The sequence below is a fragment of the Bradyrhizobium sp. T-1 genome, assembly GCF_053592855.1.
In genome coordinates this window covers 6,241,320-6,262,715 of sequence record NZ_CM132115.1, presented here as the reverse complement: position 1 = coordinate 6,262,715, position 21,396 = coordinate 6,241,320, and the positions used below count along the sequence as shown (strand labels likewise).

General features: G+C 59.3%; 17 protein-coding genes. 16 read left to right on the top strand and 1 reads right to left on the bottom strand.

Annotated features, from left to right (window positions below; genetic code table 11):
- The first annotated feature begins 126 nt into the window (after positions 1-126).
- From ACWAT4_RS29975 to ACWAT4_RS29925, 11 genes are all read left to right on the top strand, one after another.
- Entirely contained in the window at positions 127-1,194 is a 1,068-nt protein-coding gene (locus ACWAT4_RS29975; protein WP_128944070.1) for a sugar ABC transporter substrate-binding protein, read from the top strand.
- A gap of 65 nt (positions 1,195-1,259) precedes the next feature.
- Complete coding sequence (locus ACWAT4_RS29970; protein WP_128944069.1) at positions 1,260-2,771, top strand: sugar ABC transporter ATP-binding protein; 1,512 nt, start codon at positions 1,260-1,262, stop codon at positions 2,769-2,771.
- Between the two features lie 20 nt (positions 2,772-2,791).
- Positions 2,792-3,769 (top strand): ABC transporter permease, encoded by a 978-nt coding sequence (locus ACWAT4_RS29965; RefSeq protein WP_128944068.1) that lies wholly within the window; start codon positions 2,792-2,794, stop codon positions 3,767-3,769.
- A 63-nt stretch (positions 3,770-3,832) separates the two neighbouring features.
- The gene (locus tag ACWAT4_RS29960) at positions 3,833-4,729 is read left to right on the top strand and encodes an SMP-30/gluconolactonase/LRE family protein (protein ID WP_245508516.1); all 897 of its coding nucleotides are present in this window, start codon (positions 3,833-3,835) and stop codon (positions 4,727-4,729) included.
- Between the two features lie 42 nt (positions 4,730-4,771).
- Entirely contained in the window at positions 4,772-5,521 is a 750-nt protein-coding gene (locus ACWAT4_RS29955; protein WP_206734293.1) for an SDR family NAD(P)-dependent oxidoreductase, read from the top strand.
- A 450-nt stretch (positions 5,522-5,971) separates the two neighbouring features.
- Positions 5,972-7,099: a substrate-binding domain-containing protein gene (locus ACWAT4_RS29950; protein ID WP_128944067.1), complete on the top strand. Its 1,128-nt coding sequence runs from the start codon at positions 5,972-5,974 to the stop codon at positions 7,097-7,099.
- 45 nt (positions 7,100-7,144) lie between these two features.
- On the top strand, positions 7,145-8,722 hold the full coding sequence (locus ACWAT4_RS29945) for a sugar ABC transporter ATP-binding protein (protein ID WP_128944066.1): 1,578 nt from the start codon (positions 7,145-7,147) through the stop codon (positions 8,720-8,722).
- Positions 8,723-8,765: 43 nt separating this feature from the next.
- Complete coding sequence (locus ACWAT4_RS29940) at positions 8,766-9,710, top strand: ABC transporter permease (protein WP_128944141.1); 945 nt, start codon at positions 8,766-8,768, stop codon at positions 9,708-9,710.
- 34 nt (positions 9,711-9,744) lie between these two features.
- Positions 9,745-10,599, top strand: a complete 855-nt coding sequence (locus ACWAT4_RS29935; RefSeq protein ID WP_128944065.1) for an NAD-dependent epimerase/dehydratase family protein — start codon at positions 9,745-9,747, stop codon at positions 10,597-10,599.
- Positions 10,600-10,767: 168 nt separating this feature from the next.
- Complete coding sequence (locus ACWAT4_RS29930; protein ID WP_128944064.1) at positions 10,768-11,766, top strand: MBL fold metallo-hydrolase; 999 nt, start codon at positions 10,768-10,770, stop codon at positions 11,764-11,766.
- 184 nt (positions 11,767-11,950) lie between these two features.
- Complete coding sequence (locus ACWAT4_RS29925; RefSeq protein WP_128944063.1) at positions 11,951-13,231, top strand: glycerate kinase type-2 family protein; 1,281 nt, start codon at positions 11,951-11,953, stop codon at positions 13,229-13,231.
- A gap of 66 nt (positions 13,232-13,297) precedes the next feature.
- Here ACWAT4_RS29925 and gcvA read toward each other — a convergent pair whose 3' ends face one another.
- The gene (gene gcvA, locus ACWAT4_RS29920) at positions 13,298-14,191 is read right to left on the bottom strand and encodes a transcriptional regulator GcvA (RefSeq protein ID WP_128944062.1); all 894 of its coding nucleotides are present in this window, start codon (positions 14,189-14,191) and stop codon (positions 13,298-13,300) included.
- A 233-nt stretch (positions 14,192-14,424) separates the two neighbouring features.
- Here gcvA and ACWAT4_RS29915 point away from each other — a divergent pair, with 233 nt between their 5' ends.
- The 5 genes from ACWAT4_RS29915 (at position 14,425) to tkt (ending at position 21,257) form a co-directional block, all read left to right on the top strand.
- The gene (locus tag ACWAT4_RS29915; protein WP_128944061.1) at positions 14,425-15,351 is read left to right on the top strand and encodes an NAD(P)-dependent oxidoreductase; all 927 of its coding nucleotides are present in this window, start codon (positions 14,425-14,427) and stop codon (positions 15,349-15,351) included.
- A gap of 1 nt (position 15,352) precedes the next feature.
- Positions 15,353-16,210, top strand: coding sequence for an alpha/beta fold hydrolase (locus ACWAT4_RS29910; RefSeq protein ID WP_128944060.1), 858 nt, complete (start codon positions 15,353-15,355; stop codon positions 16,208-16,210).
- 67 nt (positions 16,211-16,277) lie between these two features.
- Complete coding sequence (locus ACWAT4_RS29905) at positions 16,278-17,291, top strand: TRAP transporter substrate-binding protein (protein ID WP_128944059.1); 1,014 nt, start codon at positions 16,278-16,280, stop codon at positions 17,289-17,291.
- 7 nt (positions 17,292-17,298) lie between these two features.
- Positions 17,299-19,158 carry a TRAP transporter large permease gene (locus tag ACWAT4_RS29900; RefSeq protein WP_128944058.1) on the top strand — a complete coding sequence of 620 codons (1,860 nt, stop codon included), beginning with the start codon at positions 17,299-17,301 and terminating at the stop codon, positions 19,156-19,158.
- A 125-nt stretch (positions 19,159-19,283) separates the two neighbouring features.
- A complete protein-coding gene (gene tkt, locus ACWAT4_RS29895; protein ID WP_449728735.1) occupies positions 19,284-21,257 on the top strand; it encodes a transketolase in 1,974 nt (657 codons plus the stop codon).
- The last annotated feature ends 139 nt before the right edge of the window (positions 21,258-21,396 follow it).

The following is a 21,396-nucleotide window of genomic DNA, read 5'->3' as shown; positions in this document are numbered from 1 at the left end:
CGCGACATCGCGCATCTCGGCGGAATGATCGTTGGCAGCGTTCCAAACAACTGGTGCGCTGGACGAGGTTGCTTGCGCACGCGCGAGCAGCAGATGTTGCACTAGAACAAACATTTGAGGGGAAACATGAAACGTTCTTTCCGTACGTCATTGGCAGCGGCGCTGGTCGCCGCCGTCGTCGCTCCGACTTCAGTCTTCGCCGCCGACTACGGCGCCGTCTTTCCGGGAATCCTCATGGACAAGGTGATTCCGCCGACCGGCAAAGAGGCAAAACCCCAGGTCAAGACAAACCGTCCCCTGAAGGTTGGTTTCCTGCCGACCGCGATGGATACCTACTATCAGCGCGTGCTGGCCGGAGTGAAGGAAGAGATCGATCGAGCAGGCGGACCCGCGACGATCCAGCTGCTCGTGCAGGCACCGAAGAGCCAGTCCGCGACGGACGATCAGGTCCGCACGATGGAGGCCTGGATCAACGAGCGCGTGGATGCGATCGCGGTCGCGCTCTACAACGAAGGCGCTTTGGAGCCGCTGATCCGGCGTGCGACCGAAGCGGGAATCCCGGTGTTCCTGTTCAATTCACCCGTCGCCGATGACCCCTACTACGTGAGCGATATCGGATACGATCAGAGCGACGGTGGTCGTGCTCAGGCGCAGTGGATTGTCGATCACTACAAGGACAAGGGAGAGGTCAAGATCGCCGTCCTGGAGGGCTTGCCAGGTCCGCACACGGCGCAGCGCATGAAAGGCTTCAATGAAATCCTCTCGAAATACCCGAACCTGAAAATCGTCGCCAAGCAGCCGGCCGGCTGGGTGCGAGCACAAGGTCTCACCGTGACCGAGAACATGCTCACCGCGCATCCCGATGTTGAAATTCTCGTTGCGCTCTACGACGAAATGGCCCTGGGAGGTCTCCAGGCCTTGAAGGCGCGGAAGCTGAACGGGAAGATTGCGATCGTCGGTTACGAGAACATGAAGGAGGCCAACGACGCGATCAAGGTCGGCGATTTTGCGGCCACCGTGGATACCGGGGCCAAGGAGGAAGGCCGCAACATCATCCGCGCGGTCGAGCAATTCGTCATGAAGGGCGAAAGCGTTCCGAAGAAGATCTTCGTCGCCCCGAAGACCTACGACGCCAAGAACATCGGCACGTTCGATCCGGCTGACTACATCTACGTCGCAAAGAACACGAAGTAGATGATCGCGAGGGGGCCACGCCGTTGTGGTATGGCTCCCTCCGTTTGAATGTGGGGGGCGGCATCATGAGCCAGTCAGAACACGCGCTCAAGATCACGGGCGTCGGCAAGAGGTTCGGAGCGACCAACGCGCTGTCGGGCATTTCGATGAATCTGGCCAAGGGTGAGGTGCTGGGACTGGTCGGTGAAAATGGGGCCGGAAAATCGACCCTGATGAAGATCCTGTCCGGAGCCCATGCGCGTGACGAAGGCGACATCGAGATCGAAGGGGTTCGCGTGGACATCCGCGAGCCCCCGGACGCGCAGCGCGCGGGTATAGGCATTATCTATCAGGAACTCAGTCTGTTCCCTGACCTGGATGCGGTTGAAAACATTTTCATTGGCCGGGAGATGTCGGTCGGAAAATATCCAAACATGACGGTGCCGCTTCGAAAGAAGGCCATGCGGGATTGCGCCGCTCGAATCCTGAACGATGTGCTTGGCGTCGAGATCGATCTGGATTGTCCGGTTGGTTCACTTGCCCTTGCTCAACGGCAAATCATCGAAATCGCCAGGGCGTTGAACTCGAATGCAAATATCCTGATCATGGACGAGCCGACCGAGGCTCTCGAAAAAGCCGAGCGAGAACAGCTCGTCAGAATCATCAACGATCTCAAGCAAGCGGGGAAGTCCGTCATATATGTGTCCCACAAGCTTGATGAGGTTCTGAAGATCTGCGACCGCGTGGTCGTATTGCGCGATGGGGCATGCGTCGCGGACTTGCCGGCGTCATCGCTCGACGTGAACAAGGTGATCAGCTTGATGATCGGCGGCTCGCTGGCGAAGCAGTTTCCGACCAAGTCAAGCCCACGCGCTGATCCCGTCCTCAAGGTAGAAGGGATATCCCGACGCGGAGCGTTCGAAAACGTCAGTTTCGAACTGCACGAAGGGGAGATTCTGGGTGTTGCGGGACTCGAAGGATCGGGAAAGAGCCACCTTCTGAGGGCGCTGTTCGGCGATGGTGCGTCGGAGTCCGGTAGAATCGTGCTGAAGGGTCGTTCGACTTCGATCAGTTCGATATCGGACGGGATGAACAACCGGATTGCGTTTCTTCCCGCCGAGCGCAAAACGGAAGGCATCTTCGCTGAACATAGCGTCGGCTGGAATTTGACCGCCTCTAGCCTGTCCAAGTTTGGCAGCGTTCGCCTGGATCGACGAGCTGAACGAATTCAATGCACGAATTATATCCGGAAGATGGGAATCAAGTCGGAAGGACCTCAGCAGTCGATCGGACGGCTGAGCGGCGGCAACCAGCAGAAAGTGCTGTTAGCGAGATGGCTGCTGACCGAGCCGGACGTATTGCTTCTCGAAGAGCCGACGCGCGGGATCGATATCAGGGCGAAGGCCGATGTCTACCAACTGATCGCCAGCAGCGCGCAAGCGGGCAAAGGGATCATCGTCGTCTCATCGGACAGCACCGAGCTGTTGGGGTTGTGCCATCGGATATTGGTCATGTTTGAAGGCGAGGTGGTCGGAATATTGGACGCGGCTTCTGCGAGCGAAGAGGCCATCGCCTCGCTTTCGATTCAGCGGACCTGAGAAAAATAATGGAGAATGGAATGTCGACTCAGGCCTTGGATACAAAGACCCCGGTATCGAAGTTCAGGCTGTCGGGGGGCGCGAGCGGAATCGTGATCGCGTTGATCGTGCTCATTGTGGCACTTGGAGTCGCGTCGCCGCGCTTTCTGAGCGTCGGAAACCTCACAGACATCACGCGCCAGGCTGTCTTCGTCGCCATTATCGCGTTCGGAGCCACCCTCGTTATTGCCATGCGAGGCATTGATCTCTCGGTTGGGTCCACGCTTGCATTCACCGGCCTGATTGCGGCGGACCTGATGAACCGCGGGTTCAATCCATACCTCAGCGTCGGCGCGAGTCTGGCCGTCGGAACTCTGATCGGGATTGTGAACGGCGTACTGGTTGCAAAGGTCAAGATTGCTGACTTCATCGTCACGATGGCGATGATGGTCATCACGCGTGGCCTGATCATGGTCTACACGGAGGGCATTCCGCTCACTGGCTTGTCGAATCCTTCCTTTCAGGTCTTCGGTCAGGGATTTGTTGGGTTTGTGCCGATGCCGGTGTTGGTGACCATACTGACGTTTGCTGCGGTCTACTTCCTGCTTTATCAAACGCGCTTTGGCCGTTACACGCTGTCAATCGGGAGCAATCCGGAAGCGGCGCGGTTGGTCGGAATAAGGATCGACCGCATTAAGATTGCGGTGTACGCGCTGACTGGATTTCTGGCTGCGTTGTCCGGCGTTCTCCTAACTTCTCGCCTCGAAGCAGCTATGCCGGAGGCCGGCGAGGGATATGAACTGGATGTCATCGCGGCGGTCGTCATGGGCGGGACAAGTCTCGCCGGAGGTAGGGCGTCCTTGTTGGGAACTGCTGCCGGCGCGGTCCTCATGGCCGTTGTACGCAACGGCCTCAATATTCTCAACGTCAACACGTTTTGGCATCAAGTTGTGATCGGCGCGATCATTCTGTTGGCCGTGTGCGCCGACAAGTTTGGTGGCCGCTCGCGGGATACCTGAGTGCGGGAGGCAGCTGTGGGTTTTGGCCTTGGTCCAATCGAGAACAGCTTGCGATACCCCGTCGTGGCCGTCGAACCGCTCGATCGTCGGTTCACGTATAAGATCGGAAACGCACCGATCGAGCGTCTTGCGACGGGCTTTGGATGGGTCGAGGGGCCCGTCTACTTCGGAGATAACGGCAGTCTTCTTTTCAGCGATATTCCGAACAATCGGATTTATCGCTGGCTTGAGGCGGATGGACATCTTGGAATATTCCGATGTCCCTCGAACTATGCCAATGGCCATACCCGTGACCAAAGCGGACGCCTTGTCAGCTGCGAGCACCTTCGACGCGTGACCCGCACTGAGCTGGACGGTCGTATCACCGTGCTGGCGGATCGCTATGAAGGCAAACGTCTTAGTTCGCCCAACGACGTGATTGTGGCCTCCGACGGTGCCGTGTGGTTTACCGACCCCGGCTACGGCATCGACAGCGACTATGAGGGTATCAAGCAGGAAGCCGAGCTTCCTCGGGCAGTCTACCGACTGGATCCCACCGGATCCCTCCAGGTGGTTGCGGATGATTTCGTGCGGCCCAACGGCCTCGCCCTATCTCCGGACGAATCGCGTCTCTATGTCGTCGATAGCGGAATAACGGATGGCGGCCCGTCCCATATTCGTGTCTTCGACGTGGTTGATGGGCGTCTGCGGAACGGCGCTGTGTTTGCCGATGATTTCGCTCCGGGGTTTACGGACGGCTTGCGTATCGACGTTCATGGAAATGTCTGGTGCAGCATGGGGTGGGCGGACCCCGCTGAAGATGGGGTGCGGTGCTACTCCGCGGAGGGCGCCTTGATCGGAAAGATTCATCTCCCGGAGACCTGTGCGAACGTTTGCTTTGGCGGGCGTCGCAAGAACCGGCTGTTCATGGCGGCGAGCACCTCGATTTACGCCGTGTGTCTCAACACGACGGGGATTTGACGAGCGCCGGAAGCGCGACTGCACGAGACGAGGAGAGTTGAAGTGCTTGCTGGAAAGATTGCTATCGTCACAGGGGCCGGCAAAGGAATGGGCGAGATCCATGCCCGCGAGTTTGCGGCGCAACATGCGGCAGTGGTCCTCACCGATGTCGACGCAGTGAATGGTCGTCGTGTTGCCGATGAAATATCGGCGTCCGGCGGTCAGGCAATATTCGTCGATCACGACGTCGTCGATGAGGGGTCGTGGAGCAACGTCGTTGTTGAGGCGGAGCGCGCCTTCGGGTGTGTCAACGTACTGGTCAATAATGCGGGAATATTCATCCGCGACACGATCGAGAACCTCTCCGTCGTGGACTTTCGAAGGCTGTACGAGGTGAACGTCACCGGTACGTTCCTCGGATGCAAGCTGGTCGCTCCCAGCATGAAGCGGGCCGGCGGAGGCTCGATCGTTAACGTGTCATCAGTGTCCGGCATTGTCGCGAACATGCCGGGCATGACCGGCTACTCTGCGACAAAAGGGGCTATCCGCATGCTCACCAAGGCTGCCGCCGTCGACCTGTGGCAGCATGGGATCAGAGTGAATTCGATACACCCGGGCACGATCAGGACGCCCCTCAATGAGGATTACTTCTCAGACCCGGAGAAGACGCGGCTCATCCTGGGAAGCACGCTTATGGCAAGACCTGGAGAGTGCTCGGAAGTGTCGGCGGCGCTCATATTCTTGGCGTCCGACGGATCGAGCTACATGACGGGCTCCGAATTGGTGGTTGATGGCGGTATGACTGCGGTTTGACGGGCTGTTTACGTCGCCTCGTCCTGAAAGCGCTTTAGCTTTGAACCCAACCCGGTGCGAGCACTGCCAAGCATGGCAATAGCATGCCCGCGCCGCCTGCGGTCTTCGCCGAGAAAATCGACCGTAAACCACGCGCGGTGGCGAGGCTAGAAGATCGTGCTCGTTCGATCATCGGACTGTTGAGCAAAAATGCACAATGGGTCGGGCGCCGCCTTTCTCGGTGGTGTCCGACGCTTTCCGCTGGGATTTCCGGCAGAAATGGAGCGATTGACTGTCGCTCCGAAAATCATGCGATATCCAATCGCAGGTCGATACGACGCGGCGATCGAAGCCGTGCGACATTGACCGGCACTGGAACGTTGACGGTGCAATTGTGCGTGCGATAACGTATGCATTAAGGGACCAAGAAGATCCCAACGAATTGGCGCAATCGCTTTTGGAGGGATCACGATGTCTAGCCTGACTACAAAACTCACAGTTACGATGGCGGCTATCGCCGCCTGTATGGTCCTGGCTGCAGGTCCGTCGCCGGCGGCAGATATCGCTGCAGCACTGAAGGATATCGAGGAGCATCCGGCATCTGGTCCGCACGGGGAAAAGCCGGTCCTCGCGAGCGACCTGGGGCTAACCCCGGAGGAGATCGCAAAGATCAAGTCGATGAACGCGACTGCGGCTATCGTCATGCACTACACCGCCTCCGATTGGGCGAAGGCGCAGATGGCCGGCCAAAAGGCTGCTCTCGATATGCTCGGGATCAAGATCATCGCTGTCACGGATGCGGGATACAAAGCCGAGCAACAGGTCTCCGACATTGAGACAGTCATGGCCCGCAAACCGAACGTGATGATCAGCGTTCCTGCGGAGCAAAATGGCACGGCTGCCGCGTACAAGCGCGCGGCGGCATCCGGGATCAAGATCGTATTCCTCGATCAGACCGGCGCCGGAATGTCGCCTGGGACCGAGTATGTGAGCCTCGTGTCTTCCGACAATCGAGGCATGGGCAAGGCTGCGGCACTGCTCATGGCGCAGGCGCTGAACGGCAAAGGCAATATCGGATTGATTCCGCACGCTTCCGACCTGTTTGCGACTGTCGAGCGCGTCGTGGGTTTCAAGGAGGCGATCAAAGCCTACCCTGACATCAAGATCGTCGCCGAGCAGGGGGTGGGTGGCCCTGACTTCTCCGGCGAGTCGGAGCGTATCGCCTCGGGAATGCTGACCGCCCATCCTGAATTGAACGGGATTTGGGCTGTCTGGGATGTGCCGACCGAAGGTGTGCTCGCTGCCGCGCGTGCTAGCGGACGCGCACCAAAGGATCTCGTGATCACGACCTGTGATCTTGGTGTGAACATCGCGATCGATATGGCGAAGAATGGTTACGTGAAGGGGACGGGATCGCAGCGGCCGTACGGAGCAGGTTATGCGGAAGGCATTTTGGCGGGCTATGCCCTCATCGGCAAGTCGGCGCCGCCCTATGTCGTGCTTCCCGCGCTGGCTGTGACCAAGCAGAACTTGATTGCCGCCTGGCCCATGTCCAACGGGACGCCGCCGCCCCAGGTGGTGACGGACGCCATGAAGTAGGACGGGTGGGTCCGGGTTTTAGTCCCCGCACGCGAGCTATCGCTCATGATCGAATCCAGCAACGCGGTCGAGATGACCGGCATAAAGAAGTCGTTCGGAGGGCTCCACGTCCTCCGCGGCGTCGACTTCGCGGTCAAGCAGGGAACGGTCCATGCGCTGATGGGTGAGAATGGCGCCGGAAAGTCGACGCTGCTCAAGATACTCCAGGGAATTCTGACGCCGACCGAAGGCTCCATATCCGTCTTCGGTCGGCAGATGAACATCTTTAGCGCCGCGACATCCCGCGCGTTGGGTATCGGGATGATATTTCAAGAACTGAGCCTGATCCCAAGTCTGACCGTCGCCCAGAACATCTTTCTGGCTCGAGAGCCCAGAAAATTCGGGCTGCTCGTGGACGATCGTGCGGCGCGGGATCGATCGAGAGTGATCCTGTCCGAACTGGGCATGGATGTCGATCCGGCGACGCCAGTCGAGAAGCTCAGCACCGGGCAGATGCAGATGGTAGAGATCGCCAAAGCGATCTCCCAAGACGCTCGCGTGCTCATTTTGGATGAGCCGACATCCGCGCTGACCGGCGTTGAAGTCGAGCGTCTCTTTTCACTTCTCAAACGTCTATCCGCGGATGGCGTCGCGATCGTCTACGTGTCGCACCGGATGGACGAGATATTCGAGATCGCCGAGGAGGTGACCATCCTTAGGGATGGTCGCAACGTTGCGACCGCCCTACTGCGGCAGTTGGAGATCCAGGACGTCGTCGAGCATATGATCGGCAAGCGGGTTGGCAGCTTCAGTTGGCGGCCGCGTTCGGTCGACCGGACGGGTTGCCCGGCTCTTGAGGTACGATCGGTATCCGGGCCGAATAAGCCGATAAACGCTTCTTTCGAAGTTCATTCCGGTGAAGTGCTTGGCATCGCGGGGTTGTTGGGCTCCGGCCGCAGCGAACTGGCTCGGGTCTTGTTTGGTATCGATCCGATGACCTCCGGCGAAATCCGAGTGAAAGACCAAGCTGTCAGGATTCGCAGTCCAAGCGACGCGATGGCGGCTGGAGTCGCCCTCATACCTGAAAGCAGGGCTCGCGAAGGCCTGATCGCAGCGCACAGCATACGCACAAATCTCAGTCTGCCTCGGCTAGGCGACCTCGCTCGTGGACCGTTTCTTGACGATGCCAAGGAGGCCGCTTCTGCAACCGGCTTGATCCAACGATTGCGTATCAAAGCGACCTCCAGCTCAGTTCCGGTGCGTACTCTCTCCGGCGGCAATCAGCAGAAGGTTGTGCTGGGGAAATGGTTGGCCATGAATCCCGAGATACTCATCCTGGATGAGCCCACGGCGGGCATCGATATCGGCAGCAAAACGGAAATTGTCGAGCTCATCCGCGAACTGGCCGACGAGGGGCGAGCCATCATCATTATCTCTTCCGAGCTCGCCGAGCTTCTGGCCGTCAGCGATCGAGTGCTCATCTTGAGCGACGGACGCATCGCCCGTGAGGTGTCGAGAGACGAGATTTCCATGGCGACCGGCGAGCCGACCGGAAATGCAGACGACGGGATGCAGATCGCAAAGGCGGAGCACAACCTTCAAGTCCTTATCCAGGAGGTGCGGCTCAATGCTCCGACGTGCTGATGGAAATGGAACTGCAACGACGACGCATCAAGGTCAGCTGGTCATGGTCAAAGGCTCTTCCATTGTCTCGGACTGGCGACAATACGTCGTCTATATCGGGTTCGCGCTGATTTTCGTGATATTCGCGATCACGCTGAGTGATCGCGGCTTCCTGTCAGCCAATAATCTGCTCAACATTACACGACAAACCGCGATCATCGCCATCATGGCGATGGCCATGACCTTCGTGCTGTGCGCCGGCGAGATTGATTTGTCGGTCGGAGCCATCGCAGGCCTGGCCTCCGTGACCTCAGGACTCGCACTCAGCCGTTACGGGCTTGCACCCGCCATTGCGACCGGACTCTGTACCGGCCTCCTGGTTGGAGCCGTAAACGGAAGCTTGACCGCCTGGATCGGCATTCCCTCGTTTCTGGTCTCGTTAGGCATGATGGGCTTTGCACGTGGGCTGGGCATGTGGATGAGCGGAACCTCTCCCGTACCGGTGATCGATGAAACCTTCATCGCGGTCTTCGGATCGGGGAATATCGGCCCGGTCCCAGTCCTTGTATTTTGGGTCGTGATCCTCGGCGCGTTGGCCCACACGGCTTTACGAAAGACGCCCTTCGGACGGAAGATCCTGGCCACCGGAGGCGGCGAGACCGCTGCCCGTTACAGCGGCATCAAGACACGAACCGTCAAGTTCCAGGCGCTTCTCATTACCGCTACTGCGGCCTCCGTCGCAGGGATGCTTTACGCGGGACGCCTGCACTCAGGACGCTTCCAGTTGGGGGAGGGGGATGAACTGTCGGTTATCGCCGCCGTCGTTCTTGGTGGCACCAGCCTGTTCGGCGGAGCCGGAACGGTCATCGGATCAATCGTGGGGGCGCTGCTGATCGGCGTTATCAACAATGGTCTTATTCTGCTTGGGCTCGACTTTAGTCAGCAGCTTATGGCGCGAGGCGTTCTCATAGTTCTGGCGGTGGCCTTGGGCCGCAGCCAGCGCGCGTGACTGAGCAGAAACTCCAAAAAAGAAGGACTATCGCATGACTTTGGTCATCGTCACTGGTGGAAGCGGCAAGCTCGGCCGAGCTTGCGTAAAGGATCTCTTGGATCACGGCTACAACGTGGTCAACGCGGATGTCGCACCTCCTGCCGTGGACCTTTGTCCTTTCGTGCAGGTCAATCTCACGGATCTCGACCGCACGATAGAGCTGCTTTCCGGCATGGAATGGTATCACAATCGAGGGGTGGACGCAGTTGTTCACCTCGCTGCCGTTCCAATGCCCGGAGTTGTGGCTATCAGCGAGGTATTCGGTATCAATACGGCCAGTACCTATAATGTCTTTGAGGCGGCGCGCCGCCTTGGCATACGCAATGTGGTCTGGGCTTCAAGCGAGACCTTGCTCGGTCTGCCATACAAGGATCCGCCGCCATATCTTCCAGTCGACGAAGACTATCCGGCGAGGCCCGAAACGGCTTACTCGCTGTCCAAAGCGGTCGGCGAAGAAATTGCGCGTCAGTTTTGCCGGTGGGATCCCCTGCTGAAGATTGCGTGCCTGCGGTTTTCGAACGTGATGGATCCGGCCGAATACGGTCAATTTCCGTCCTTCGATCCGGAAGATCGAAAGTTCAATCTGTTCGGTTACATCGATGCACGTGATGGGGCTCAGGCGGTTCGACTATCGCTGGAGGCAGATATCAAGGGAGCAGAAGTCTTCGTAATTGCCAATGCCGACACGGTATCGCCGACACCCAGTGTGGAGCTCGCACAGAAATATTTTCCTGGCGTACCATTCAAGAGGAAAATCAGCGGACATGAGACGCTGCTCTCCATAGACAAGGCTCGTCGAGTGCTCGGTTATTCGCCGAAGCATAGTTGGCGGCCGGCTCAAAAATAAGAGTTAGACAAAGAACTTCTCGTTGAAAAAGTCGGGGCGCCGCTTTCGGTTGAGATGAAATGGGGTCACCTATCCACCCAACCATTTCGTTTGTACCCTTGTGCTGGCACGCCGTAGCCTTCCGACGTCCAGCCGAAACTAACAAGACGCGTTCATTGGGAGGAGCAAATGGAGTCAAGAAAGACTCGTTCGCAAATGAGGCGCCGGGATATCGTCAAGGGAGCTGCCTTGGTGGGCGGTGCGGCGTTGACCGAGGTGGTTGCTACGCGCAGCGAAGCCAAGGAACCGAAGTCCGATAAGCAGGTTCCGTCGTATTATCGGTTTGCGTTGGGGGAAGCACAGGTCACTGTCGTATCGGACGGACCGCTGCCCCTTGGAGACCCGAGCGAAAGCTTCCTGGGTGTGCCGAAGGAGGAAGTCGTGCGGATGCTCGACAAGAGCTTCCTTCCGACAAAGGAAGTCGTGCTCGAGCAGAATGCGCCGGTTGTCAACTTTGGAAACAAGCTGGTCCTGTTTGACACTGGAATGGGATCACTCAAGCAGTTCGGGCCCACCACGGGGCGCCTGAAGAGCAGCCTCGCCGCTGCCGGAATTGCTCTTGAGGACATCGACGCGGTCGTCTGTTCGCACGCGCACTGGGATCACATCGGTGGTATCTGGGGGGACGATAACAAGCCGACCTTTCCGAACGCACAGATCTACATCAGCCAGACCGACTACGACTTTTGGACTGACAAGAGCAAGCTAGGCGGTGATCTCGATGGCCTGGTCAAGGCGGCGATCCATAACCTGCCTCCCGTGCGCGATCGCATCGTTTTCTTCAAGGACGGCGAGCAGCTTCTGCCGGGTGTTCATGCGATTGCATCGCCCGGTCACACACTCGGTCATCACTGCTTCATGATCGAGTCGGCGGGGAAGTCGTTTTGCTATGTCGGGGATCTGACACACCATCCCGTGCTGCTTTTCGAAAAACCTCGAATGGAGTTTCTGTTCGACACGGATTCCAAGCTGTCGGTGAAATCACGTGTGAGAGTGCTGGATATGTTGGCCGCGAACAGGACGCCGCTGATGTCATATCACTTCCCTTGGCCCGGCCTTGGCCACGTAGGGAAGGATGGTGACGGCTTCCGCTATTATCCTGAGCCAATGCACATATCGTCTCTTTAGCTTGCGGGGTAGGTCAAGTCGGGCACTGCCAGACATTGACCGGACCTGTCAGCGGAGTTCAGCCGCCGGTCTAATGGCGGCCTGACAAGTTGGTCGGTGACACCGACCAAACAAGCGCGCAAGCGCTCCTCCCGAGACTGGCCCGGCCCTAGAGGTCGGGCCCTTTTTTAGAACGAGCATTGAAATGACCGATCGACGCCTTCTCCTTCGCGCCGTTCTAGATGCTGCGATTGCCGCCGCCCATCCCAACTTTATACTGGTGCCTCATCTTCCGGCAGCTCCGAAGGGCCGTTTGATCTGTCTCGCAGCCGGCAAGGGGGCCGCCGCCATGGCCGCGGCGGCCGAGCGGCACTACCTGGATGTGTTCAAGTTTGATCCGGACCGACTGATCGGGATTGCGACGACCCGGCACGGTCATCGCGTGCCGACGAGATGCGTCGAGGTCGTTGAGGCCGGCCATCCGGTGCCGGACGAGACAGGACTGGAGAGTACCGAAAGGACGCTGCGACTCGCGCAGAGTGCCCGAGAGGAAGACTTGGTCTTGGTGTTGCTGTCCGGTGGCGGCTCCGCCAACTGGATCGCACCTGTTGACGGAATTACTTTCGTCCAGAAGCAGCAACTGACGCGTTCGTTGTTGCGCTCCGGCGCACCGATCGACGAGATCAACATCGTCCGCAAACACCTGTCGCGTATCAAAGGTGGACGCCTCGCGCGTGCTAGCAGGCGGGCTGAGGTCGTGGCGCTTGCAATTTCCGACGTGCCATTCGACGATCCGTCCTCAATTGCGTCCGGACCGACCGTACCGGATCAGACGACGCTTGCGGACGCGCGAGCGGTAATCGAGAAATACGACCTCCTGCCAGATGACGCGATTCGTCACGCCCTCAGTGATCCGCAAAACGAGAGCTGTAAGCCTAATGATCCGTGTTTCGCCAGGACGCGCCTGGAGCTAATCGCAAGGCCACGCGACTCGCTTGCGGCAGCGATTGCTGCCGCAAGAAAAGCTGGCTACGAGATAATCGATCTCGGAGCTGATCTTGAAGGTGAGGCGCGTGATGTCGCGGGCAATCACGCGCGTCTGGCGCTGCAAGCTCGTCTAGAACGAAAGCGCGTCGCCATAGTGTCGGGTGGGGAGCTAACGGTCACCGTTCGCGGCAGTGGGCGTGGCGGACCCAATCAGGAGTATGCACTCGCGTTAGCCCTCGGGCTCAACGGCGAGAGTGGCATCGCAGCTCTTGCTGCAGATACAGATGGTGCAGATGGCGGCAGCGGGGCCGCGTCAGATCCTGCCGGCGCCATCATTGACGAGCGGACCCTTAGTAGGGCCAAATCGCGCGGCCTCGACGCTCGGTCGTATCTCGGCAACAATGACGCAAGCGCCTTTTTCGCAGAGACCGGCGATCTGCTGCAGACGGGTCCAACGTTGACGAATGTCAATGATCTGCGGGTAATCCTGGTGGAGTAGCCGCTGCCGTGGTCTGGCCCATTCGGAGCGGAACGGCATGCGATCGCCCGGGCGTTCGACGTGCCTCTACGTCTCAGTCTCGCGTAAAGCCTGCGACATCCATTTCCGGAACGTGGCGATCTTCGGTACGTTGGTGCGAGACCGGCGGTATACCAGGCTGTGACACAGCATACGAGCGCCATTCGGTCCGAAAGGCATGACCAGGCGACCGCTTTCGAGCTCGCGTTGGACTAGCAGTCGGCTCTCCAAACACACACCGAGGCCGTCAACGGCGGTGCTGATGGCCATGAAGGAGCGGTCAAAACGAGGGCCGCGCTCTAGATCCAGCTCGAGCTTTGCGTCGTCCGCCCAGTGCTTCCATCGGTAGAGGTTGACCTCGGAGTGGATCAAGACGTGCTTCTTTATGTCAGCCGGCGTCCGAATCCGCGATGCGCCTTTCATGAGCTTGGGTGAGCACAATACGACGATCGTCTCGAGCGGAAACGAGTCAACACCCAAATAGGCTGCAGGCACGAAGGTGCCGTATCGAATATCGATGTCGACGGCATCGCCTCCGAGATCGGCAGCGTCGCCCGATGCATTCAATCTCAAATCGATTTCCGGATTGAGCGCGCCGAATCTGGAGAGCCGTGGCATCAGCCACTGGCTCGCAAAACTCGGAACCGAATGTATCGTCAGAATGTCGCTTTTGCCTTTTCGCGCCACAGTCTGGCTTGCGGCTTCAATACGCCCGAGCGCCTCGGATACTTCGTCGGCATACTTTCGACCGACGTCGGTCAGCATGACCGCGCGGTTGATTCGATGAAAGAGCTGTACGCCCAAAGTGGTTTCCAGTGACCTGATCTGGTGGCTCACGGCGGAAGGCGTCACCCTTAATTCGTCCGCAGCGCGAAGAAAGGAGCCAAGACGCGCCGCGGCCTCGAAAATCTGAATGGCGCGCAAGTGGAGCAGGTGGGTCATGGTTCACATGAATAGAGATCATCTAACTTGGACTTTAATTCCTTTGTTGGTGCCGAGCAAGGTTACTAGGCTCAAGCGATAGAGAATGCGGACTGACAACCGCAAGATCCGGAGGTACGTCCACTGTGCTCTCATCGCGAGAGTCCTCCGCTCCTTCTTGCTTGGTCAGCGCTCCTTCGCGGAGGCGAGGGAGGCCGCGCGCTCGAAGCAATACGAAGGGACACTATCGCCATATGAGCATGACGCGGGATAGCAAGAGCACGGATCTATCCAAGGCAATCAACATCGGGTTTATCGGCCTCGGATCCATGGGCTCAAGGATGGCCGCGCATCTCTGCGCTCGCGGCTATCGAGTAAGGGGATACGACGTCAGAGCTGAAGCTCGCGCCGCGTTCGAAAAGGAAGGAGGCATCTGGGCCAATACGGCTAAAGATACCGCGCTAGGCACGGACTTTCTGGTGCTCATGGTAGTGAACGTTGCTCAGGCAGAGCAACTGCTGTTTGAGGCGGGTGTTCTTGATGCTCTGCCAAAAGAAGGCGGCGTTGTGCTCATGGCGACCTGTCCAGCGGCAGACGTTGAAAGAATATCAAAAGCGGTCACCAAGACCGGCCGCAGCTTCGTTGATGCTCCCGTGTCCGGAGGAGTCGCGGGTGCCGCCTCAGCTACGCTCACCATCATGGCGGCTTGCGCGAACGAAACGTTTTCTCGGGTGGAGCCGCTTCTTCAGGCGATGGGAGACAAAGTGCATCAGGTCGGGTCGATTCCTGGGCAGGGGGCACTGGTAAAGACAATCAACCAGCTCCTGTGCGGCGTGCATCTGGCGGCAGCTGCAGAGGCGGTCTCACTCGGCGCGCAGGCGGACATCGATCCCCAGATCCTGATCAACATCTTCTCTGAATCCTCAGCGTCCAGCTGGATGTTGCGCGACAGGGGCTCCCGAATGATTGCGGGCGAACCTCAGGTGACTAGCGCCATCGATATCTTCGTCAAGGATCTCGGAATCGTCTTGGATGCCGGCCAGCGTCTGAAAGCGCCGACCCCGCTCGCGTCAATCGCACAGCAGATGTTTTTGGCGGTTTCGGGCCAAGGCTTTGGTCAGGTCGACGACAGTCAGGTCGTAAGAGCGTATCGCGCAATGACCGGTGTGTCGGGAAGGTGAGATGATGCGCCAGGCCAACAGTCATTTCGCTGATCTGAGCGAGGTTTCGCTGCATTACTTGGCCGCCGGCAAAGGCGATCCGGTAGTTCTCCTGCACGGGATCCCTCAATCCTCGCATGAATGGCGGTTCGTGATGCCACGGCTCGCTGAGCGATACTTCGTGATCGCTCCGGACCTTCGTGGACTGGGAGACTCGACCCGTCCGCAATCGGGATACGACAAGAAGACCGTAGCCGAGGACATCTGGCAGCTTGTCAACGGTCACTTGGGAATCAAGCGATTTCATCTTGTCGGACACGACTGGGGCGGGCCGGTCGCGTTCTCGCTCGCTGCACATCACCCGGAGGCGGTGTCGAAGCTCGCGATTCTGGACGTGACGATTCCGGGCGATGGCGGAGAGATGTCGCAGGGCGGCCGGCGATGGCACCACCCCTTCTATCGCACTCCGGATCTTCCCGAGGCACTCTGCGCGGGGCGTGAAGAACTAGTGCTGAACTGGTTCTTCGAGAACTACGGCCATCGCGCCAATTGTCTCGCGGAGGACGACAAGCAAGAATATTACCGGACCTACAAGAAGCTCGGGGCGTTCCGCGCAATGTTCGGCTACTACCGGGCCTTTGCGCAGGACGTCGCGGACAATCAGGCGATATTGGCATTGCAAGGCAAGCTCAAGATGCCGGTTTTGGCGCTGGGCGGCGAGAAGGCATTTGGACGCGGGCTCGAAACCATCGAGTCGCTAAAGCGTGTCGCTGAAAATGTGCGGGGTGGCACGATCCCGGACAGCGGACATTGGGTGGCCGAAGAGGCGCCGGAATTCATCTCCGAGGCGTTGTTGGGCTTCTTTGCAGAGAAGGAATAGGCGCAGGCGTTCCCCCGCGCAGAAATCGACCAAAGAAAATACCAGTAACATTGTGGAGGAGGAGACGATGAGAAAGTTGTCGCGACGTAGCGTGCTGCACGGGGGAGTTGGTATTGCACTTGGTCTTGCATATCCCTCGATTGTCAAGGCCGAGCCGCAGTTCAAGTTGAAGTTCGCCAATATCATGCCGAAGGATCATCCGCTCAACACGCGGATGACGGAGGCGGCCGAGACGATCTTGAAGCTGACCGACGGACGTGTCGCAATCGAGGTCTTCCCGAACAGTCAGCTTGGCACCGACGCAGATATGCTGAGCCAGCTGCGGTCGGGTGCGATCGAGTTCTTCGCATCGTCGGGCCTAATTGTAGCCACCCTGGTGCCGGTCGCCGCGATCACCGGAATCGGATTTGCCTTCGCGGACTATTCCCAGGTCTGGAACGCCGTCGACGGTCCTCTTGGAAAACACATCATCGCGAGCTTCGCCAAGTCGAATATCGTGGCTTTCGAGAAGATGTGGGACAACGGCTTTCGGCAAACGACCTCGGCCAGGAGCCCGATCAAGACGCCCGATGATCTAAAGGGCTTCAAGATCAGGGTGCCGCCGAGTCCGTTGTGGACGTCGCTTTTCAAATCGCTCGGCGCGGCGCCGACCTCGATTCCGTGGGGCGAGACCTATTCCGCTCTCCAGACCAAGGTGGCGGACGGCCTCGAAAATCCGTTGGCGGGAATTTACTTCGCCAAGATGTACGAGGTCCAGAAGTACCTCTCCGAAACGAACCACATGTGGGACGGCTTCTGGTTCCTGGCAAACAAGCGGGCATTTGACGGTATCCCTGCCTCGGACCGCGATGTCATCGTCAAGGCGGTCAACGAGGCTGCAGTCAAGCAGCGCGCCGACGTCGCGGCGCTCAACAACTCGCTTCAGGGCGAATTGAGCACGAAGGGCCTGGAGTTCGTCAAGGTCGATACGGCCGCGTTCCGCTCCAAGCTGCAGCAGTCGGGCTTCTACGGCGAATGGAAGGGCAAGTACGGGGATGAAGCCTGGGCTCTTCTCGAGGCAGCGAGCGGCAAGCTGAGCTGAGGGCACGATGGCGGTGACTGACGAACCAGTGATGATCGGCGTGCGACCGGGTCTTGGCCCAAGGCTGATAGCTTGGCTGATAGCTCTCACCGAGCTGTTCGCTGGCGCGGTCGTTGCGGTCGAAGTCGGAGTGCTGTCGATCGGCGTGATTGCCCGGTACGTCTTTCAAGCGCCGATCGTCTGGACCGACGAACTCGCTCAGATCTTGTTCGTCTGGCTTTCCATGCTCGGCTCCGCCATCGCGCTGCACCGCGGCCAGCACATGCGCATGACAGCCCTTGTCGATCGGTTCGGCCTTTCGGCGCGGGCAAACTGCGAAACGGTGGCGTTGTTGGCTTGCGTCGCCTTCATGGTCCTCATGCTCTGGCCGGCGATCGACTACGCGCATGAGGAGTCGTTTGTGATCACTCCGGCGCTGGAGTTGCCGGGATCGATGCGCGCAGCGGCGCTGCCCGTGGGCCTCGTCCTCATGGTCGTCTTCGCGCTCGCAAAGGTGGGTTCGATCGCGCGAGCGCGGTTGGTGACCGCCTTTTGCCTTGTGGCCGGCATCACTGCGCTCGTGTGGTTGTCTCGCGGCTTCTTCCTTGGCCTCGGAAACCTTAACCTCGTGCTGTTCTTCGTGGGCCTGGTCGGCGTGGCCGTGTTTCTCGGCGTGCCTATCGCATTTGCGTTCGGAATGGCCGCTCTTGGATACATCGGACTTGCAACGAATTCGCCTGTGCTGACGATCGCCGGGCGGATGGACGAGGGTATGTCGCACCTCATCTTGCTCGCCGTTCCGCTCTTCGTGTTCCTCGGCTACTTGATGGAACTCACAGGGATGGCGAAGGCGATGGTCGACTTCCTCGCAGCGCTGCTCGGGCATGTCAGGGGCGGGTTGAGCTACGTTCTGATCGGCGCCATGTACCTCGTGTCCGGCATCTCTGGTTCGAAAACCGCAGACATGGCCGCAGTAGCCCCCTCGCTGCTTCCGGAAATGAGGAAGCGTGGACAAAAGAGCGGGGAGCTCGTCGCATTGCTCGCCGCGACCGGCGCCCAGACCGAGACCATCCCACCCAGCCTCGTGTTGATTACGATCGGCTCGGTAACCAGCGTGTCGATCGCGGCGCTCTTTACAGGGGGCTTGGTACCGGCGGTCGTCCTCGGTCTCTTCCTGGCGATGGTCGTTTGGTGGAGGAACAGGCGAGAGGATCTCTCGCACATCTCGAAGCCCCCGCGGCGGGATGTTCTCCGCGCGTTTCTCTTCGCGCTCCCGGCGCTCGCGCTTCCGTTCATCATCAGAGCGGCGGTCGTCGAGGGCGTGGCCACGGCCACGGAAGTCTCGACAATCGGTATCGCATACTCGGTCCTCGTCGGACTTTTGATCTATCGCCGGTGCGACTGGTCGAAATTTCCAAAGATGCTGATCGACACTGCCGCGCTGTCGGGCGCCATTCTGTTTATCATCGGCGCCGCGACAACCGTCGCCTGGTGTTTGACGCAGTCGGGGTTTTCGCGCGATCTCGCAAAGGTCATGGCGTCTCTTCCCGGCGGCGGCCCAACCTTCATGGCTGTGTCGATCCTGATGTTTATCGTCCTGGGGAGCGTGCTGGAGGGAATACCGGCGCTCGTGCTTTTCGCTCCTCTTATGTTCCCAATCGCGAAGGCTGTCGGCCTTCACGAAGTGCACTATGCGATGGTGATCATCCTGGCGATGGGAATGGGACTGTTCCTTCCGCCATTCGGCGTCGGCTATTACGCAGCTTGCGCGATCGGTCGCGCCGATCCGGCGGAAGGCATTCGTCCCTTGATGGGATACATGCTGGCGCTGCTTGCCGGCCTCATCGTGGTCGCGTGCATCCCCTGGCTCTCGATCGGCTTTCTCTAGCGCCTCAGCCTCGAACGATTTGATCGGACGGCGAAGAAACAATCACAGACGTGAACACACAAGGGTTAAACATGACTATCGTGCCGCGAACACCCGTATCTCGAGATCAAGACTTGGATCGGGCGATGGCCAATGCAATCAGGATGCTGTCTCTCGACGCCATCGAGAATGCCAGCGACGGTCATCCTGGTGCACCGCTTGGTTGTTCCGAGATCGCCACCGTCCTGTTCACGCGCCATCTCAAGTTCAACCCCGCCGATCCGACCTGGATCGATCGCGACCGCTTTATCCTGAGCAACGGTCATGGATCGATGTTGCTCTATTCGTTGCTGTACCTGAGCGGATACGAGGCGATCGGCATCGAGCAGATCAAGCGCTTCCGTACGCTCGGATCCATCTGTCATGGTCATCCGGAATATGCGGTCGAGCACGGTATCGAAGTCACCACCGGGCCTCTGGGGCAGGGATTCGCCAATGGCGTGGGTATGGCCATCGCCGAAGAATATCTGCGCCAGATGCTCGGCTCCGACCTGCTCGATCACTTCACTTATGTCATCGCGGGTGACGGTTGCCTGATGGAAGGGGTCGCCCAGGAAGCGCTTGCACTGGCTGGCCATCTTCGTCTCGGAAAACTTGTCGTTCTCTGGGACGACAATTCGATGACCGACGACGGCAGCACGGACCTGTCGACCAGCGAAGATATTCGGACGCGCTTCCGGGCGGCGGGTTGGCAGGTCCTGGATGCGAACGGACACGATTTCGAATCGGTCGACGTCGCGATCGCGCACGCGAAATCCGATCCGAGGCCCAGCCTCATTGCATGCGCGACGGTGATCGGCCGCGGGTTCCCGCGGCTCGAGGGAAAGCGGGGCGCGCATGGCGGGCGCGTTTTCAAGGAGGATACGCAAGCCGCTCGCGAACGCCTTGGCTGGACCAGTCCGCCCTTTGTTGTCCCTTCGGAGGTCCTGAACGGCTGGCGGAGCCTGGTCAGCGCGCGCAATACAGAACGGTACGATACCTGGAAATCGCGGGTCTCCGAACTTGCGCCTGAGCGACGTGCGCTTTTGGAACGCCTCGCGGACCGCAAGATGCCGGCGGACTGGCAGGCTCCCTTGCGGCAATACAAGAAGTCCGCGCTTTCCTTGCCGGCCCAACCATCCATCCTGTCGTCCGGCGAGGCGGTGGCGACGTTGTTCGACGTATTTCCGGAATTGCTGAGCGGCGCGCCGGATCTTGAGGGGCCCACGTGCCACAAGCGTGACCTGCAGGCTTTCACCGCGATTGAGCGCGGTGGCCGTTTTGTGCACTACGGCGTCCGCGAACACGCGATGGGATCGATCATGAACGGAATGGCCGCTCACGGCGGAATCATGCCGATCGGGGCGACCTATCTCGCCTTCTCCGATTACTTGCGGCCCGCCATCAGGATGGCAGCCCTGATGGGGTTGCCCGTCGTCTTTATCAACAGTCACGATTCCATTGGTATTGGACAGAATGGCCCGACGCATCAGCCGGTCGAATTTCTGGCCTCACTAAGGGCCATCCCCAATATTCTGGTGCTCCGTCCCGCAGATGCTGTCGAGGTCGCCGAGTGTTGGGAGATGGCGCTGTCGCGGCGCCACGGCCCATCGTCCTTCATCCTGTCCCGCCAGGCTCTCCGGCCCGTGAGGACGACGCACTCGAACGAGAATCTGAGCGCGCGCGGTGGCTATGTTCTGTCCGAAGCGGCGGGCGGAGCACGACGAGTTACGCTGCTCGCGACCGGATCCGAAGTCGCCGTCGCGCTCGACGCAAAGGGACTTCTCGAGAAGCTGAATATTCCGACCGCTGTGGTATCGATGCCGTGCTGGGAGGCATTCGAGCAGCAACAAGAGAGTTATCGACGAAGCGTTCTTGGAGAGGACGTGCTGCGCGTAGGCGTTGAGGCCGCCGTCCGGCTCGGGTGGGAGCGCTATATCGGAGACGACGGCATATTCGTCGGCATGTCCGGCTTTGGAGCGTCGGGACCGGGCGAGGAACTGTTCCGCCATTTCGGGATAACGGCGGAGAACATTGTGACGAAGATCTTGCAACGTCTTGAGTCCGGCAAGCAATCGTGACGGCCGATCCGGCCGCCAGTCGAGCGCGACGCCGATGGCCGGGGATCGAGGCCAGCGCACGATCACGCCCGGCGACGTTTGCCTGACCGATCCTCCCTTTGCCCCGTGTTTGGTCCCTCTGCTGCATGCAGGCTGTCTG